General features: G+C 65.9%; 15 protein-coding genes. 14 read left to right on the plus strand and 1 reads right to left on the minus strand.

Going from position 1 to position 17,308, the window contains the following annotated elements; translation table 11 throughout:
* The first annotated feature begins 3 nt into the window (after positions 1 to 3).
* Positions 4 to 942, plus strand: a complete 939-nt coding sequence (ftsY, locus tag E6K76_04055) for a signal recognition particle-docking protein FtsY (protein ID TMQ59672.1) — start codon at positions 4 to 6, stop codon at positions 940 to 942.
* On the opposite strand, the gene E6K76_04060 is transcribed toward ftsY, so the two are convergent.
* The gene (locus E6K76_04060) at positions 932 to 2,422 is read right to left on the minus strand and encodes a GGDEF domain-containing protein (GenBank protein ID TMQ59673.1); all 1,491 of its coding nucleotides are present in this window, start codon (positions 2,420 to 2,422) and stop codon (positions 932 to 934) included. The genes ftsY and E6K76_04060 overlap by 11 nt on opposite strands.
* 435 nt (positions 2,423 to 2,857) lie before the next feature.
* On the opposite strand from E6K76_04060, the gene E6K76_04065 reads away from it, so the two are divergent.
* From E6K76_04065 to bshC, 13 genes are all read left to right on the plus strand, one after another.
* Positions 2,858 to 3,184 (plus strand): hypothetical protein, encoded by a 327-nt coding sequence (locus tag E6K76_04065; GenBank protein TMQ59674.1) that lies wholly within the window; start codon positions 2,858 to 2,860, stop codon positions 3,182 to 3,184.
* Between the two features lie 57 nt (positions 3,185 to 3,241).
* Positions 3,242 to 5,557 carry a hypothetical protein gene (locus E6K76_04070; protein TMQ59675.1) on the plus strand — a complete coding sequence of 772 codons (2,316 nt, stop codon included), beginning with the start codon at positions 3,242 to 3,244 and terminating at the stop codon, positions 5,555 to 5,557.
* A 133-nt stretch (positions 5,558 to 5,690) separates the two neighbouring features.
* Entirely contained in the window at positions 5,691 to 6,146 is a 456-nt protein-coding gene (nuoI, locus tag E6K76_04075) for an NADH-quinone oxidoreductase subunit NuoI (protein TMQ59676.1), read from the plus strand.
* Positions 6,147 to 6,172: 26 nt separating this feature from the next.
* A complete protein-coding gene (locus E6K76_04080) occupies positions 6,173 to 6,934 on the plus strand; it encodes a ZIP family magnesium transporter (GenBank protein ID TMQ59677.1) in 762 nt (253 codons plus the stop codon).
* A gap of 104 nt (positions 6,935 to 7,038) precedes the next feature.
* Positions 7,039 to 7,575 (plus strand): NADH-quinone oxidoreductase subunit B, encoded by a 537-nt coding sequence (locus E6K76_04085; protein ID TMQ59678.1) that lies wholly within the window; start codon positions 7,039 to 7,041, stop codon positions 7,573 to 7,575.
* A gap of 4 nt (positions 7,576 to 7,579) precedes the next feature.
* Positions 7,580 to 8,767: an NADH dehydrogenase (quinone) subunit D gene (gene nuoD, locus E6K76_04090; GenBank protein TMQ59679.1), complete on the plus strand. Its 1,188-nt coding sequence runs from the start codon at positions 7,580 to 7,582 to the stop codon at positions 8,765 to 8,767.
* Position 8,768: 1 nt separating this feature from the next.
* Complete coding sequence (gene nuoF, locus E6K76_04095) at positions 8,769 to 10,058, plus strand: NADH-quinone oxidoreductase subunit NuoF (GenBank protein TMQ59680.1); 1,290 nt, start codon at positions 8,769 to 8,771, stop codon at positions 10,056 to 10,058.
* 8 nt (positions 10,059 to 10,066) lie between these two features.
* Positions 10,067 to 11,695: a hypothetical protein gene (locus E6K76_04100; GenBank protein TMQ59681.1), complete on the plus strand. Its 1,629-nt coding sequence runs from the start codon at positions 10,067 to 10,069 to the stop codon at positions 11,693 to 11,695.
* Positions 11,529 to 12,773 carry an adenosine deaminase gene (add, locus tag E6K76_04105; GenBank protein ID TMQ59682.1) on the plus strand — a complete coding sequence of 415 codons (1,245 nt, stop codon included), beginning with the start codon at positions 11,529 to 11,531 and terminating at the stop codon, positions 12,771 to 12,773. The genes E6K76_04100 and add overlap by 167 nt, the downstream gene beginning before the upstream one ends.
* Positions 12,774 to 12,853: 80 nt before the next feature.
* Positions 12,854 to 13,894, plus strand: coding sequence for a methyltransferase domain-containing protein (locus E6K76_04110; GenBank protein TMQ59683.1), 1,041 nt, complete (start codon positions 12,854 to 12,856; stop codon positions 13,892 to 13,894).
* The gene (locus E6K76_04115; protein ID TMQ59740.1) at positions 13,891 to 14,538 is read left to right on the plus strand and encodes an MBL fold metallo-hydrolase; all 648 of its coding nucleotides are present in this window, start codon (positions 13,891 to 13,893) and stop codon (positions 14,536 to 14,538) included. The genes E6K76_04110 and E6K76_04115 overlap by 4 nt, the downstream gene beginning before the upstream one ends.
* A complete protein-coding gene (locus E6K76_04120) occupies positions 14,124 to 15,689 on the plus strand; it encodes an FAD-dependent oxidoreductase (protein TMQ59684.1) in 1,566 nt (521 codons plus the stop codon). The genes E6K76_04115 and E6K76_04120 overlap by 415 nt, the downstream gene beginning before the upstream one ends.
* On the plus strand, positions 15,643 to 17,304 hold the full coding sequence (gene bshC / locus E6K76_04125; GenBank protein ID TMQ59685.1) for a bacillithiol biosynthesis cysteine-adding enzyme BshC: 1,662 nt from the start codon (positions 15,643 to 15,645) through the stop codon (positions 17,302 to 17,304). The genes E6K76_04120 and bshC overlap by 47 nt, the downstream gene beginning before the upstream one ends.
* Positions 17,305 to 17,308 lie beyond the last annotated feature (4 nt).

Consider the following 17,308-nt stretch of genomic DNA (forward strand, 5'->3'; position numbering starts at 1 on the left):
GTCGTGCCGTTCCTCGGGAAGATCACCCAGGGCCTCAAGAAGACCCGCGACGTGCTCTTCGGGCAGGCGGCCGCCGTGTTCCAGCGCGGCCGCGACCTGAGCGCGGAGGACTACGAGGCGCTCGAGACGGCGCTTCTTCGCGCCGACGTCGGGCCTTCCACGACGGACAAGATCCTCGACGGGGTCAAGCGGCGGCTCCGCGACGCGTCGTTCGCGGGAGACGCGCAGGAGGCGCTGGGCGCGGAGATCGAAGGGATTCTCGCGGGGGGGAGCGATGAATTGGGTTCGGGCTCAAAGCAACGACCAGCTCCTCGCTCCCTGGACGCGACCCCCTACGTGATCCTCGTCGTCGGCGTCAACGGATCCGGGAAGACGACGAGCATCGCCAAGCTCGCGAGCCGCTTCAAGGAAGCCGGAGATTCGGTTCTTCTCGTCGCGTGTGACACCTTTCGGGCCGCGGCGGCGGATCAGCTCGAGGTCTGGGCCGCGCGGGCTCGTGTGGAAATCGTGAAGCAAAGACCGGGGGCCGACCCCGCCGCGGTCGCCTTCGACGGAATGGCCCGCGCGAGGACCCGCGGCATCGCGCGCGTTCTGGTCGACACCGCGGGAAGGCTTCACGTGAAGGTCAATCTCATGGAAGAAGTGAAGAAGATCCGGCGCGTGATCGAGCAGCAGATTCCCGGCGCGCCGCACGAAGTGCTGCTCGTGCTCGACGCGACCACGGGGCAGAACGGGGTGAGCCAGGCGCGCGAGTTCCATCACGCGCTCGGCGTCACGGGGCTCGTGCTCGCGAAGCTCGACGGGAGCGCGAAGGGGGGCGTGGTGCTTGCCATCGCCGATACGCTCAAGCTTCCGATCCGCTGGGTGGGCGTGGGGGAGGGCATGGGGGATCTCGTGCCCTTCGACGCGGCCGAGTTCGCGCGGGCGCTCGTCACCCCGTAGGGCTCGCGCGCCGCCCCTCGCCTACGGCACCCTCGCCGAACACCACCTGGTTTTTCCCCAGGGATTTCGCCTGGCGGAGATTGACGTTCGCCCGGTTCCAGAGCTCGTGTGAAATTTTCTCGCGTCCGCCGGCATCCAGCCCGCGCGTGCGGTCGGCGCCGAGCGAGACGTCGGCCGGGAACATGGCCCCTCCGAGGCTCATCGTGACCCGCACCGCGTTCTCACGCCCCTCCATCGTGGGGACCACGATCGCGAGGTTTTGAATCTTGAGCCTCAGCCGCTCGCAGATGTCGCGTGCCTCCGTGGGTGTCGTCTCGGCGCTCAGGATGAGCGCGAATTCCTCGCCCCCCCATCGCGCGACCGTGTCGAAGGGTCTCACGCTCGACGCGAGCATTTGCGATACGTCGCGGAGGACGGCGTTTCCCGCCTCATAGCCGTAGAGGTCGTTCAGCTGCTTGAAATTGTCGAGATCCCCGATCACGAGCGACATCGGCCGGCCTTCGCGATAGGCGCGGGCGATCTCGCGGTCGAGCTGGCGGCCGAAATAGGGCCGATTGTAGACGCCGGTCAGCTCGTCGATCATCACGAGCATCCCGAGCTTCTTGAGCGTGACAAGAAGGTCGGTCGCATGCTCGGCGACCACGCTCAGGAGCCCCATTCTTTCCTCGGAGAAGAATTCGGGCGTTCGGCTCCATGCCTCCAAAACATAGAGAAAGGGCGTCCCCGGCTCGCCGACCCGCGCCATCGCGAGCGAGCGAAAACCATCCGGCGGGCTCGGCTGCTCGTACGGCGCGATCGCGACGTGCATGGTCGCGTCCATCGCTTCCGCATCGATCATGACGCGCACGTATCCCGGCTTTGCCAGATCTTCGACGTAAACGGGAAGGGCGCGTCGGCCGACCCAATTCTCCGCGATCGTTCGGTTCCACGGCCCCCCCTCGCTCACCGGCTGGGCGTACCGCGTGTCGAAGCCGCGCGCCAGCGAATAGAGGCGCGTCTCGTCGCATTCGAGGATCTTCGTGGCCGAAAGCTGGATCGTGCGAAGGATATCCGCGGGGTCGGTCTGGAGGTATTCGGCATTGCGCTCGTCGCGGGTGAAGAGCTTCCGCTCCACCGCAATCAGGTGCGAGATCACCCGGTACAGAAGGCGGCTCCGGGTTTGCCAGTGGGGTTTCGAAGCGCGGACGAGTTTCTCGTCCCCCGGGGCGCGTCGTTCCGCCGCCGCAAGAAGGAAGGATTCGCCGGAGCCCGGCGTGCGGTACCGGACGTAGGCTTTCCCGTCGCGCTGAAAGCGGTCGACGCTCTCGAGAAGACCGGCCTCGATCAGCCGCTCTGCAATCTCGTAGGTGATCTCATCCCGGCGACCCGCGTCCAGGTCCCCGAGGGCGAGGTCGATCGGGCGCTTCCCTTCGAGGGGGGATTCTTCATGAAGGCGGAGCGAGGAAAAAATTGCCGTACGGATGCGCTGGGATTCGTTCATTCCCTACGGTCTCGGGTGCCGCGCGATGATGATCGGGAATCGTTCAGCTATAATCCACCTAATTATAGCATGCATTGGCCGCTCCCAGGCCGGGGGGCATGCCCTCGGCTTCCGAATGGGCCCTCTAAGGCCTTTTTGCGGTTGATTTTGGCTCTTCGTTGTGCTAGCTTCCAACAGGTAGCCGGTTCGCCTGCCCAAAGGAAGGGTGCGCATGGCTCCAATCGGTCCAAACGATGATCGGACGGCGGTGCCTGCCGACACTCCGTCCCTGGAATTCCCCCCGCCAAAGTCCCCTTTCATTCATTCCGTCCGAAAAGAGCGCGACGTGGAATCGTCTATCGCTCGGGAGCGTTCATTATGGGTCGATCACATGGTTCCGGGGAATCCCCTCCCCAGCACGGAAACGCACGGGCCGGAATCGCGGGGGTGGCGCCGATGATGACGCTTCGCAACCGGCTGATTCGTTTCGGATTTCTCCTGGGCCTGCTGGCGGTTCTGGCGTTCGGGACCTCCTTCGGGCCGACCCAGGCTCTAGCCAGACCGGCCGGCACGGGCGGGCCGGACGGCGAGCCCTACACCGGCGATCCAACCGGGGACGATCTGCCCAGCCCGACCCCGAAACCGCTCGCGCGCGTCGCGAAGCTCGGCGTGGAAGATACCCATGCGACGAAGGGTGCGCTCGTATTGCGCTACGGAGGGTTCGATTCGTCCAACCGCTGGAGTCTCTATTTCAGCATCTTGGTCCGCCTCGGCCTGCGCTAGGCGGCGAGAAGGAGCGACCGACCGGGGGGCGGGCGCAAAGCCCGCTCCCATAAGCTCATGATTCACGACCACGCACACGGATTCGATGCGGCGACGCTCCAGCGGCGCCTGGACGAGCTGATCGGACACGCCCGCTTCGGCGCGGCGCTCGACCTGATCGCGGAGTTCCAGGGCCGCGGCCCGCTGCCTTCCGAGATCGAGCACCCGATCCACCTCGCGCGCTGCCGCGCCCTGCTCGGTCTCGGAAGGTGGCGCGAGGTTGCCGACCTCGCCGAGAAAAAACTCGAAGAGTTGTACGCGCTGCGTCCGGAGGACAAGAGGCCCATCCTCGAATACCACATCGCCGCGGGACGCGCGGTGTGGCGGATCGGCCGTCCATCCAGGGCCGAGGAGCACTTCCGCGCCGCCTACCATATCAGCCGCTGGGATTTCGAAGACCTCGAGGCGATGCTTCGAAGCAGGAATCTGCTCGGCCTCTGCTTCCTCGGCGCCGGCGAGATCCAGCGCGCCGTGGGCGAGTTCGCCCGCGGCCAGCTCCAGGCACGCGGTGCCGGGCTCTACCATGAAGAGGCGAACTTCTCGCTCAACTTGAGCATCGCCCTGGCGAAGCTTGGCCGATTCGAGCAAGCGGACCAGGAGCTCTCCCGCGCGCGCTCCCTGTTTGGCGAGCGCGGGCACTCCCGGGGCAAGGTTCAGACGCGGCTTTGTCTCGGGCAGCATCTCCGCATCCGAGGGGACCTGCGCGACGCGGAATCCCATATCCGCGGCGCGCTCTCGGAAGCGGAGGAGCACGGCTTTGAGCGCGAGCATGTCATCGCCCTCGAATACCTCGGGGACATCGCGCTCGATCAATTCGACAACCAGGCTGCGATCGAACGCTACGACCAGGCCCTTCTGCTCGCGGAAAGGCTCGCGCCCGAAGGGGACTTGATTCCGGAGCTCTGTCGCCGGATTGCCGAGGTCCACGTTCGCATCGGCGAGCCGAATCGCGCCCTCATTACATGCGAGCGGGGCCTCCGCATCGCGCGGCGGATCAACGACCGCTTCGAGGAGGCCGCCACCTGCCGCGTCATGGCCATGGCCCATCAGATTCTCGGGCATCGGGAGCGCGCGCTCCGGGCGGCCCGGGAGGGCATCCAACTCCTGCGCAAGATCGAGGCGATGTACGAGCTGACCCGCATCCTTGTCTGGAGCGGTGAAGCGCAGCTCGCGGGAAGGGATCCCGAGGAACGCGGCGTCGCGCGCGACCATCTCTGGGAGGCACGCAGCCTCGCGATGACGATGAACCTCGAGCGCTGGGTCGAGCGCATCGAGAAGGTGCTGGGCGTGGATCTCGAACCCGCGCCGCCCAGGCCCGCGTTCCGAGGCGTTCCCACCGACGCAATGCCCGCGGGAGCGGAGCCCGAGTGCTTCCGTTTCGGCATCGTCACGCAGGATCCAAGGATCACCGAGCTGATCCGGATCCTCGAGCGCGCCGCCAGCAGCCGGCTGCCCATCCTCATCCTCGGCGAGAAGGGAAGCGGGCGGGAGCTTCTGGCCCGCGCCGCGCATGAGCTGGGAGACCGCAGGGACCGGCCTTTCGTCGTGGGCCGGTGCTCGACGCTTCCCGACGGCCACCTGGATGCCGACCTCTTCGGACACGATCGTGGCGGCGGGCCCGGAGCCGGCGCGCCGAGGGTGGGCCTCTTCGAAGGGGCGGACGGCGGGCTGATGTACCTGGACGAGGTGAGCGAGCTTCTCGTCGGCGCCCAGGCGAAGCTTCTTCGGGTGATCGAGATGGGCGAGCTGCGCCGCGTGGGTGCGGCGGGCGTACGCCACGTGGACGTCCGCGTGATCGCGGCTTCCACGAAGGACCTCGGTGGTCTGGTGCGCCGGGGTCTCTTCCGGGACGACCTCTACTACCGTCTGAACGGGATCCGCCTCGAGGTTCCGCCGCTCCGCGATCGGATCGAGGATGTGGAACTGATCGGACGGTACTTGCTGGAACGGGCCTGCGCACAGGCGAAGAAGCGCGTGGCCTTCACCGCGGACGTCTGGGCCCAGTTCCGGAGCCATACGTGGCCCGGCAACGTGGAGGAGTTGAGGGGCACCATCGACCGCGCGGTCGCGCTCGCGAGAGACGGGGACCTGATCGGAGCCGAGCTGATCCCGCTCCGGCCCGCGCGGCGCCCGGCGCGCGTCCCGACCGGATCGCCGGAGCCCTCGCGCGGCGAGAATCGGAGTGAGCGGGAGCGGATCGTGACGGCGCTTCGAGCGCACCGCGGCAACCAGTCCGAAGCCGCCCGCAGCCTGGGCGGGATGAAGCGGACCACGCTCTTATACAAGATGAAGAAACTCGATATCCGCCCCGAGGAGTATGGCTCCACCCCTTGACCCTCCGGCCGTGCCCCGCCTATAATCGGGTCGTAGTCTAACCAGCCGACTTTCAATACCTTGTGGCAGCCGAGGCGGCGCGTCCGTGCCTTCTTCGGCGTGCCGATCTCCATCGACCCCCTGGGAGCGACGCATGATCTCCGAGCTGATGAAGGGCCTTTCGATCACGCTGTCGCATTTTTTCAAGAAGCCGGTGACGCTCCGCTATCCCGAGGTGAGGATGGAGATGTTTCCCAGATTTCGCGGCTTGCACGAGCTTCACCGCTACGAAAACGGGCTCGAGCGCTGCGTCTGCTGCGGGCTTTGCGCCGCGGTGTGCCCGGCCGACGCGATCTACATGGAGGCAGCGGAAAACTCGGAAACGGAGCGCTATTCGGCGGGGGAGCGTTATGCCAAGCGATACGAAATCGACATGCTGCGATGCATCTTTTGCGGATACTGCGAGGAGGCGTGTCCGGAAGACGCGATCTTCCTCGGACATAATTTCGAACTCTCCGACTACTCGCGGGATTCCTTCATCTACTCCAAGGAGCAGCTCTTAGTGCCTGTCGGCACGACCCACACTCCCGGCATCGTGCGCGGGCGCTAGCCGGCTCAAGGCGCGAGGGGGCGCGAGTGCTCGAGGGCTGGATCCTCGCTCTTGGCTTCGGCTTGGTCGCCGGCCTCGCGAATGTCGCCGGCGGGTTGCTCGCGCTGAGTCAGCGGAGCTGGGACCGTGTCCGGCAGAGCTATTTCGTGGCCGCGGGCGCAGGCTTCATGCTGGCCGCGGTCCTGCTGCGGATGACCCCGGAGAGCTATCGACTCGCCGCCGGGCAGGGGCACCCGGGAATCACCGTCGGGACCCTTCTGCTCCTGGGATACCTTTGCGTACACGCCGCCGAGCACGTGCTCGTGGGCCACTTCCATTTCGGTGAGGAGACCCACCACGAGCACTGGGTCGAGCCGGTCGTGGGGACCACGGCGCTCCTGGGTCTTCTTCTCCACGCCTTTTTCGATGGGGTCTCGATCGGCTCGGGGTTCCTCGTGCAGCCGGGGCTGGGAATCCTCGTCGCGATCGCCATCCTCTTGCACAAGATCCCCGAGGGCTTCACGGTCGCGTCGATCATGACCGCCGCGGGGCGCTCGCCGCGCGAGGCCGGATTGAGCGCAACCTGGCTCGGGCTGGCGACCCTTTGCGGCGTGGCGACGATCTCGCTCTGGTCCGGGCTCGTACGCTTCGCGCTCCCGTTCTCGGCGGGGGCCGCGCTTTATGTCGCGGCTTCGGATCTGATCCCGGCGGTGAACGAGACCAAGGGGATCCGTATGGCCCTCTGGGTGTTCGGGGGCGTGATCTTTTTCTACGCGACCGAGGCGCTCCTCGATTCCCTGGGGTTCTAATTGACGGCGTGACGGGTGGCTGTTAAATTAACGCTGGTCGGCTTTCCTGAGATGGCACAAGAGCTTGGCCGGTTCCCCGGCCGGGCCATGAAAGGCGTGATGGCATGGGCTTGGAAGAGCTGGTTCCGGACGGAATCCTCACCACAACCGTCGAGAAGATGATCAACTGGGCGCGCCGGTCCTCGCTTTGGCCGGCGACCTTCGGGCTGGCGTGTTGCGCCATCGAGATGATGGCCACGAGCGCGTCGCGCTACGACCTTGCCCGGTTTGGAGCCGAGGTGTTCCGCGCGTCTCCCCGGCAGGCGGATCTCATGATCGTCGCCGGACGCGTGAGCAAGAAAATGGCGCCGGTCCTGAAGCGGATTTACGACCAGATGCCCGAGCCGAAGTGGGTCATCTCGATGGGGGCGTGTGCCTCGTGCGGAGGAATTTTCAACAACTACGCGATCGTCCAGGGAGTCGATACGGTCGTGCCGGTGGACGTCTACGTCCCCGGGTGCCCGCCGCGTCCGGAGGCGCTCATCTACGGAATCATGAAGCTCCAGGAGAAGATTGACAAACAGCGCCTGAAGCAGGCTCCCCCCGTGGCCGAGAGCGAGCCTCCGCGCATCGCGACCGAAACGAGCAGCGCCACCGCCTGACCCGATGGCCACAGCGATTTCTCCCGAATTCAAGACCATCACGATCAACATGGGGCCGCAGCACCCCTCGACCCACGGGGTGCTGCGCCTCGTGATCGAGCTGGACGGCGAGACCGTGGTTTCCCTGAAACCGGTGATCGGTTATCTCCACACCGGCATGGAGAAAACCATGGAATCGAAGAACTACCACAAGTCGATCACCGTGACCGATCGGATGGACTACCTCTCGCCCCTCGGGAACAACATGGCGTACGTGGGCGCCGTCGAAAAGCTCATGAACCTCGAGCTTCCGGAGCGCGCGCAGGTGCTGCGGGTCATCCTGCTCGAGCTGACCCGCATCTCCTCTCATCTGGTCTGGCTGGGGACCCACGCGATCGATCTGGGCGCGATGAGCGTTTTTCTCTATTGCTTCCGCGAACGGGAGAAGCTCCTCGACGTGAACGACATGGTCGCCGGCTCCCGGCTCACGCCGAGTTACTTCCGCGTGGGAGGATTTTTCCAGGACGTCCCGGACACGTTCGTGCCTCATGTCAGCAAGTTCCTGGACGAGTTTCCGATCGCCCTCGGCGAGTACCAAGATCTTCTCACCAAAAATCGCATCTGGATGAAGCGGACGATCGGCGTGGGGGTCATCAGCGCGGAGCAGGCGATCGATCTCGCGGTCACGGGGCCCACCCTCCGCGGCAGCGGAGTCCGCTACGACGTCCGCAGGGCGCAACCCTACAGCGGTTATGAGACCTACGACTTCGAGGTGCCGCTCGGGCGAAACGGCGACGTGTACGATCGCTTTCTATGCCGGATCGAGGAGATGAAGCAGTCGCTCTCGATCGTGCGCCAAGGTCTGGATCGTCTCCGGCCCGGGCCGGTGCGGTGTGATAACCCCTACCTCTTTCCGGCGGATCGGACCGACGTGAAGCTCAACATGGAGGAGCTGATCTATCACTTCAAGATCATGTCGGAGGGGTATAGCGCTCCTCCCGGCGACGCGTACTTCGCGATCGAATCCCCGAAAGGGGAGCTCGGCTTCTATGTCGTGAGCGATGGGGGACCGATTCCCCACAGGACGCGGGTACGACCCCCGTCGTTCATCAATCTGCAGGCGCTCGAGGACATGTGTGTCGGGCGCATGGTGGCCGACACGGTGGCGTGCATCGGGAGCATCGACATCGTTCTGGGCGAGGTGGACCGCTGACATGCTGACCGCGACGTTCGAGCCCGTCCTCACCAAGACCATGGGATACCCGGACTCTCACACGCTCGAGGTGTACAAGAAACACGGCGGGTACGAGGCGCTCGACATGGCGCTTCAGAAGCAGCCCGATGAAATCATCGACATGGTGAAGCGGTCGGGGCTGCGCGGCCGGGGCGGCGCAGGATTCCCGACGGGTACCAAGTGGGGGTTCGTCCCGAAATCAATCGACAGGCCGAAGTACATGTGCGTGAACGCGGACGAGAGCGAGCCGGGCGCGTTCAAGGACCGGCTCATCTGCCAGAAGGATCCGCACCAGCTTCTGGAGGGAACGCTGATCGGCTCCTACGCGATCGGGGCGAACCGCGCCTACATCTACATCCGGGGGGAGTTCGCGCACGAGGCGCGCCTGCTCGAGGAAGCCATCGAGGAGGCTCGCGGGGCGGGCCTCGTCGGCAGGGATATCCTGGGCTCCGGCTGGTCGTGCGAGGTCACGATGTACGTGGGCGCGGGCGCCTACATCTGCGGTGAAGAGACCGGGCTCATCGAATCGCTCGAGGGAAAGCGCGGGTGGCCGCGTCTCAAGCCGCCCTTCCCGGCGGTCGTAGGGCTCTTCGGCTGCCCGACCGTCGTGAACAACGTGGAGACCCTGGCGTGCGTGCCTCACATCGTGAAGCGCGGCTGGGAGTGGTTCGGCTCGATCGGCCCCGAGCGGAACAGCGGCCCCAAGCTCTACGGCCTGAGCGGCCATGTCAACAATCCCGGTGTCTACGAGCTGCCGATGGGGGTTTCCCTGCGCGAGCTGATCGACGAGTACGGTGGGGGCGTCCCGGGGGGCCGGCCGGTGAAGGGGGTCATCCCCGGCGGCGCGTCCTGCCCGGTCCTCCGCGGCGATGAAATCGACCTCTCGATGGATTTCGATTCCCTGACGAGGGCCGGATCGCTTTTCGGGACGGGCACGCCGATCGTCATGGACGACACGACGTGCATGGTCCGCGCGGCGTGGATCACGGCAAGATTTTTCGCGCACGAGTCGTGCGGCCAATGCACTCCGTGCCGCGAGGGATGTGGTTGGATGCAGCGCCTGCTCTGGAAGATCGAAACGGGCGAGGGGGAGGAACGCGACCTGGATACGCTTCTCTCCGTCACCGATCAGATCGAAGGGAACACGATCTGCGCTCTGGGTGACGCGGCCGCGTGGCCCGCCCGCGGCTTTGCGAAGAAGTACCGGGAGGAGTTCCTCCAGCACATCCGCGAGAAGCGCTGCCCCCTGAGCGGCGGCTCGCTCCACTAGAGGGTCGGATGGCTCCTGTAACCATCAAGGTCGACGGGCGGGAGGTCTCGGTCGAGAAGGGCACGAATCTCATCGAGGCCGCGAAGAAGGCGGGGGTCTTCGTGCCGCATTTCTGCTACCACCCCGGGCTGCCCGTGGTCGGAGTGTGTCGGATCTGCCTCTGCGAGCTCGAGGGACGCCCGAAGCTTGTCGCGGGGTGTGCGACCCCGGCCGAGGAGGGAATGCACATCATCACCCGCTCTCCCAAAGTGGCCGACGCGCGCCGGGCCGTCATGGAATTCCTGCTCATCCATCATCCGCTCGATTGCCCCATGTGCGACAAGGGCGGAGAGTGCACGTTACAGGACTACACGATGCTCATGGGCCCGGCGCGGAGCCGGTTCAAGTTCGAGAAGATCACCTGGCCCGAAGAGGACGTGGGCGGGAAGCTCGTTCTGAACAAGAACCGCTGCATTCTCTGCATGCGCTGCGTCAACCTCTGCAAGGAGGTCGCCGGGCTGGACGAGATCGCGGTCCTGAATCGCGGGGAACAGACCTACATCGGAACGGTCGACGGGAGAAAGATCGAGAACGAGCTCGCGGGGAACATCGCGGATATCTGTCCCGTCGGCGCCCTGACCAGCAAGGACTTCCGTTTCCGAGCGCGCCCCTGGGAGCTCGCCAACACGCCCTCGGTCTGCCCGCACTGCTCCAAAGGATGCAACATCACCGTGGGGTACCATCCGCGCAAGAACGAGATCCTCCGCATCACGGCACGCACGAACATGGACGTGAACCAGTGGTGGATCTGCGACCGTGGCCGCGGTGGCTTCCATTTCGTCCACGATTCCAAGCGGCTTCTCGCCCCGGCGCGCGGGGCGAACGGTAACTCCCGGAGTGTCGCGTGGAAGCAAGCGATCCTGGAAATCGCCCAATCCTTGAGGGATATCATCGTTCGTCACGGCGCGCGCGCGGTCGGGGTCGTCGGATCCGGGACGATGACGAACGAGGAGTGCTACCTCGCCCGGGCCGTCTTCAAGGACGGGCTCGGCGTCTCGAATCTCGACTTCCCCCCGAGACCCCAGCAGGAGGTCGTCTACAAGCAATTCACGATCGAAGGGGACAAGGATCCGAACGCGCGGGGCGCCGCGCTCTGCGGCATGGCACCGGGAGCGAGCGGCCTCGGTGTCCGCGACATGATGCGCGCCGCCGCCGAGGGCACGATCAAAGCGCTCGTGTTCCTCCGCGGAGGCCCGCTCGATCTCTTCGGCGATCCTGCGATCGTGGAGCGCGCGCTCAAGAAGGTGGACCTGCTGCTGGTGATCGATTTCACTCCTTCGCCGGTCTCCGAACGGGCGCACTGGGTTCTGCCGGGAGTCACGTTCGCCGAGAAGGAAGGGACCTTCACCAACTCGAAGGGGCGCGTCCAGCGCATTCGGAAGATCCTCACGATCCGCGGAGACACCCGCGAAGACTGGCGTATTCTCCAAGATTTGGGCATGGCGCTCGGCGTCTTGCCCGCGAGCGATCCCGATCCGGAGCGGGTATTCCTCCGGCTTGCCCAAGCAGTCCCCGCATTCTCGGGACTCTCGTACGCCACCCTGGGAGAGCTTGGTGCGCCGATCGCCGCCGCGACGGCGGACGTCGCCGTGGGGTGACGCCCGGCGCCGCCGCCCGATCCTCCACGCGCTGCCCAAGACCGACCTTCATGTTCACCTGGACGGATCCATCCGTCCCAAGTCGCTCTTCGCGCTGGCGAAGGACCAGGGCGTCCGCCTCGAGGTGCGGGGCGAGGCCGAGCTTCGGAGCTTCCTTCACAGGCTGACCGCGGGGGTCAGCCTCCCGACCTACCTCAAGGCGTTCGACTTGACGCTCTCGATCTTGCAAGAGCGAGAAGCGCTCGAGCGCGTCGCCTTCGAGCTGGCCGAGGATGCGCACCTCGAAAATATCCGCTACATGGAGGTCCGTTACTGCCCGGCGCTCCACGTGAGGCACGGGCTCGAGCTCCACGACACCGTCGACGCCGTGTTGCGGGGGCTCTCCGAGGCGGGACGGAACTACGGGATCAGGACCGGCACGATCATCTGCGGCATCCGGCACCTGAGCCCGAAGCTCTCCTTGGAGCTGGCCGATTTGGCCGTGGCCTACGTCGGACGCGGGGTGGTCGGCTTCGACCTGGCCGGCGCGGAGAAGGACTACCCCGCGAAGGCGCATCGGGAGGCCTTCGACCGGGTCTTGCGCAACAACGTCAACGTGACCGTCCACGCGGGCGAGGCGTTTGGGCCCGGGAGCATCCGCCAGGCGCTCCATCACCTGGGGGCGCATCGGATCGGCCATGGGACGCGGCTCCGCGAGGACCGGATGACCCTCGACTATGTGAACGACCACCGCATCCCGCTCGAGATGTGCCTCACCTCCAACGTGCAGACCAAGGCCACTCCTTCCTTCGAGGAGCACCCCTTTCGCGATTACCTCAGGCTGGGCGTCCGCGTCACGCTCAATACCGACAACAGGCTCGTCTCCTCGACGACGATGACCGACGAGCTGGATCGGGCCGTGCGCACGTTCGCGCTGAGCCCGATGGACGTCCGGCAAGTCCTCATGAACGGGTTCAAATCCGCTTTCGTGCCGTACCAGGACAAGGGGGCTTTCTTGCGAGATGCTGTCTTGGAGATCGACCGGGAGCTCACGCGCGCCCGGATCGCGACCGGTGAATCGGAACGCGACCTTCTGTGAGTCGCGGCATCCAAAATCCCGTGGGGGCCCTTGAATGAGCCGGCCGGGTCCCCTAGTATGAGATCGGTGAGGATCAAATCATGAATCAGATGGGTCGTGCGGCGGGGCCTCTCCCTTCGGTGTCGGGGCGTCGTAGCCCTGTTCCTATCTTGCATGTGGCAACGGGGTTCTGGGCCAGTCAGGCGCTCTTGACCGCTGTGGATCTCAAGGTTTTCACCCTTCTCTTCGGCGGCCCCAGGACCGCCCCCGATATCGCCCAGGAGACGGGCTCCAATCCGGTGGCGATGGAAGCGCTCCTGGACGCGAACTGTGCGCTGGGGTTTCTTCATCGGAACGGCGACCGCTACCGGAACGACGAAGTCTCGAACGCCTATCTCGTGGAAGGATCTCCCGGATCCTACGTGGATCTCGTCCGGTTCATGCGCGATCCCTTGTTCGGCATTTGGCAAGGGCTCGGGGACACGGTGCGCCAGGGAGCGCCCCCGGTCGCGCCGGCGGCAATGGACGGGGTGGACCTGGCGCTCGCGCGCGCGTTCCACAACGGCGCCTACGCTTTGATGACGCGCTTGGCCGAGATCCTCGACATCGAATTCAGCACGTATTCCCGCATGCTCGACGTCGGCAGCCACACGGGCGCCGGGGCGCTTTGCCTGGCCCGCCGCTACCCGCAACTCCAGGCCACCCTCTTCGACCGGCCGATTTTCCGGGAGCTGGCGGAAGAGTTCATTCGCTCGACCAAGCTCGATGACCGGGTTCATTTCGAGGAAGGCTACCCCGACGAGGGAAAGCCGGGCGGCGAGTACGACCTGGTTCTTCTCTCGCACTACCTTTCCCAGCGGGGACGGCCGGACCTCCCGAAGATCCTCGAGGCGGTGACGAAGTCCCTTCGCAAAGGCGGCATGGCCCTCGTGACCGAGTTCCTCCTGGAGGATTCGAAGGCCGAGCCGCGGGAGGCCGCCTTGTTCCGGCTCAACGCGCTGGCGAGCTACGGGCCGCGCTTCGCGGAGGCGTTGACTCGGTCCGATCTCTGCTCGCTCCTCGCGCAGGCGGGATTCAAGGACGTGGACATGGTCGGACTTCCCATGTTCGGCATCACGGCGATCACCGCGTGTAAGGCCTGACCGTGCGGCTGGAGCGGTTCTCGGTCGGCCCGCTCGACAACAACCTCTATCTGCTCACCGCCGCGTCGGGAACCGAAGCGGTGGTCGTCGACCCCTCGCTCGAGAGCGAGCACGTGCTCGCCGAGATATCGCGGCGCGGGCTTGACGTGCGGCGGATCCTCCTCACCCACGCCCACATCGACCATATCCTCATGGTGAAGCGTTTCCACGACGCGACCGGGGCGCCGGTGTGGCTCCATGCCGCAGATCGGTTCCTGTACGAGCGTGGGTCGGAACAGGCCGCCTCCATCGGGTTCCCCTGGCCGGGCTCGGTTCCCATCGCGCACACGATCGAAGACGGCGAGGCGGTCGGGATCCCGGGCATCGAGATCCGGGCGATCCACACGCCGGGGCATTCACCCGGAAGCGTGACCTTCGAGACGACAGAAGGGTTGATCGTGGGCGACGTGCTCTTCCGAGGCTCGGTCGGACGGGCCGATCTTCCGGGGGGCGACTGGCCGACCCTCGTCCGTTCCATCCGAGAGCGGCTCTTCCCGTTCCCCGGAGATACCCGGGTCTACCCCGGGCACGGCCCCGAGACCACGATCGGCCTCGAGATCCGGACGAATCCCTTCGTCGGGGAGCCGGCGCTCGAGGGGGCGTAGGCTTCGTGGCCGAGCGCGCCGACGCGCTCATCATCGGCGGGGGTGTGATCGGCGCGAGCATCGCCTACCACCTGACGCTTCGCGGGCTGAAACCTCGCGTCTTCGAGCGCAATCTTCTCGGCAGCGGAAACACGGGTCGCTCCGCGGGAGGGATCCGCGCGCAGTTTACGACCGAAACCAATATCAGGCTCTCGCTCCACTCGATCGCGTTTTACGAGCGTTTCCGGGAGATTCTCGGTGCGGATGCGGAGTTTCACCAGGTCGGCTATCTCTTTCTCGCCGTTTCCCCCGAGCAGCTCCGACAGTTCGAGGAGCGTGTCGCGTTCCAGCGGCGCTTCGGGGTCCAGGTCTCGCTCCTGACCCGCGAGGAGGTGGCGTCCGGCTGGCCCTTCCTGCGCACGGACGACGTCTACGGTGCGACCTACTCCACCAAGGACGGATTCGCCGGGCCCTATGAAGTGACGATCGCGTTCGCGAACGCGGCCAAACAGCGTGGAGCGGTCTTCCACGAGCAGGCAGAAGTGTTGGAGATCGTCGCGGAGCGCGGCGCCGTCCGGGGCCTGAAGACTTCGATCGGCGAGTTTTCCTCGGGTGTTGTCGTCGCCGCCGCGGGCCCCGCGATCCCGGCGCTCGTGAAACCGCTCGGGATCGAGGTGCCGGTCCTGCCCTATCGAAGGCATCTCTTCATGACCGAGACCTTCCCGGAGATCCCGGACAATATTCCCTTCATCATCGACTCGGGAACCGGGCTCTATTTCCGGAAGGAGACCGGCGGCATCATGCTAGGCATGGTGGACAAGAGCGACCCTCCCACGTTCAGCACGAATGTCGATGAGGGCTACCTGGAAAAGCTCGTGGAGGCCGCCCTGATGCGCGCGCCGATTCTCGAGAAGGCCAACATCCTGAACGGCTGGGCCGGGCTGTACGATACGACACCGGATCATCACGCCATCGTGGGCCCCGTGGACGAGGTGAAAGGGCTCTATCTCGCGGTCGGCTTCAGCGGCCACGGGTTCATGCACAGCCCCGCGATCGGCGCGGCCCTCTCGGAGCTCATCGTGGATGGGGCGGCGCGGTGCGTGAAACTCGACGCGCTGAGCTTGAATCGGTTCGCGGCGGGAGCCGTGGTGGAGGAGACCAACGTCATCTGAGCTCGAAAGGCTGCTCCACCCCTCCGCGCTCTATCGGGATTTTCTGAACGCGCCGGAACGGGTGCGCCGCTTTTACCCCGTCGACTACCGGAATCCGGCGTCGTGCGTCGGAGCGGGAGCCGCGCGTGATTATCCCCCCTCACGCCGGGCGGATATGGCGTCGATTCTGAAACGCCAGGCCGAGCGCTGGGGATTCCTCGAAGCTTCGCGCCGGAGCCTGGATCGATTCGCGCGGCCGGACACCTTGGTCGTCGTGGCGGGACAGCAGCCCGGCCTCTTCGGCGGGCCGCTCTACACCCTTTACAAGGCGATCACCGCGATCGCGTTCGCGCGGGATCTGGAGGCCGCCACCGGCCGCCCCGTCGTGCCGATTTTCTGGATCGCCTCCGATGACCACGATTTCGAGGAGGTGCGCCGGATCATCGTGGGAGATGGCGCCGCGGAGCCGCGGGAATTCGAGTACCCTCTCGGGGCCGCTCCGCGCGGCGTGTCGCTCTCGCGCATCCCCCTCGCCGATCCCATCGCGGATCTCGTGCGGGGGGTGGACGAGGCGCTCGCCCCGGCCGGATTCCGGAAGGAAGTCGTGGATCGGCTTCGCGGATCCTACGCGCCCGGATCCGGATGGATCGACGCGTTTGCGCGGCTCGCGGGGGGGTGGGTTGTGCCTTGGGGCGCGCTCGTCTTCGATCCCGGCGACCGCGATGCGAAACGCCTCGCCCTGCCGGTCTTCGAGCGGGAAATCGAGCTGGGCGGGCGTTCGTCGGAGGCGGCCCGTTCCACCGGGGCGGAGCTGGAAGCGGCCGGATACCACGCCCAGATCACCCGCACCGGCCAGGAGCTGAATCTTTTCTGGCACGGGGAGATCCGCGAGGCGCTCCGACTTTCGGGGGACGGAACCCTGAGGCTCGCGGAGAGCGGCCGCGCGCTGGCGTCCCGGGAGCTCCTCGCGAACGCGCGCAAGCGGCCGGAGGATGTGAGCCCCGGAGTGCTCCTACGGCCGCTCATGCAGGATCATATTTTTCCGACGGCGGCTTACGTCGGCGGCCCCGCGGAGGTGGCGTATTGGGCTCAGGTGAACGCCCTGTATCCGCTGTTCGGGATGAACCCGCCGGCGATCGTGCCGCGCGCCGGAGCCACAATCCTCGAGCCAAGAGTTGCGAAGACGCTCGAGCGCTTTGGGGTGGAATGGAGCTCTCTGGCGGGGGACGTGGAGGTCGTGATCCGCGAAGCGCTCTCCCGCTTCCTGCCGGTCGATTTCCCCGCTCTCTTCGAGAGGGAGCGATCCGGGTGGATCGAGAGCATGAGGAGGCTCGAAGCCGCGGTGACCTCGTTCGACCCCTCGCTCCAAGCGGCCGTCGAGACCGCGACGGGCAAGGTCATCCACGAGGGGCAGGTCTTGGAAAAGAAGCTCATGCAGGTCTGGAAACGGCGCCACGAAGAATCCGTGCAGAAAATCCGCCGCGCCAGGGGAAGCCTTTTTCCCCGAGCCGGCCTCCAGGAGCGCGGCATGTCGATTCTGGGCTACGAGGCGCATCACGGGCCGGGGCTCATCGAGGAGCTCCGGGAAAAGGTAACGAAGCCGGGCGCGCACGTGCTCGTCTCGGTGGGGGGTTAATCGC

This window comes from Candidatus Eisenbacteria bacterium (assembly GCA_005893275.1).
Lineage (GTDB): Bacteria > Eisenbacteria > RBG-16-71-46 > SZUA-252 > SZUA-252 > WS-7.

What these genes read in the sequence shown, in the direction of transcription:
- E6K76_04060 (TMQ59673.1), bottom strand. Translation starts at nt 2,422, where the DNA reads ATGAACGAATCCCAGCGCATCCGTACGGCAATTTTTTCCTCGCTCCGC.
- E6K76_04065 (TMQ59674.1), top strand. Translation starts at nt 2,858, where the DNA reads ATGATGACGCTTCGCAACCGGCTGATTCGTTTCGGATTTCTCCTGGGC.
- E6K76_04070 (TMQ59675.1), top strand. Translation starts at nt 3,242, where the DNA reads ATGATTCACGACCACGCACACGGATTCGATGCGGCGACGCTCCAGCGG.
- nuoI (TMQ59676.1), top strand. Translation starts at nt 5,691, where the DNA reads ATGATCTCCGAGCTGATGAAGGGCCTTTCGATCACGCTGTCGCATTTT.
- E6K76_04085 (TMQ59678.1), top strand. Translation starts at nt 7,039, where the DNA reads ATGGGCTTGGAAGAGCTGGTTCCGGACGGAATCCTCACCACAACCGTC.
- nuoD (TMQ59679.1), top strand. Translation starts at nt 7,580, where the DNA reads ATGGCCACAGCGATTTCTCCCGAATTCAAGACCATCACGATCAACATG.
- nuoF (TMQ59680.1), top strand. Translation starts at nt 8,769, where the DNA reads ATGCTGACCGCGACGTTCGAGCCCGTCCTCACCAAGACCATGGGATAC.
- E6K76_04100 (TMQ59681.1), top strand. Translation starts at nt 10,067, where the DNA reads ATGGCTCCTGTAACCATCAAGGTCGACGGGCGGGAGGTCTCGGTCGAG.
- E6K76_04110 (TMQ59683.1), top strand. Translation starts at nt 12,854, where the DNA reads ATGAATCAGATGGGTCGTGCGGCGGGGCCTCTCCCTTCGGTGTCGGGG.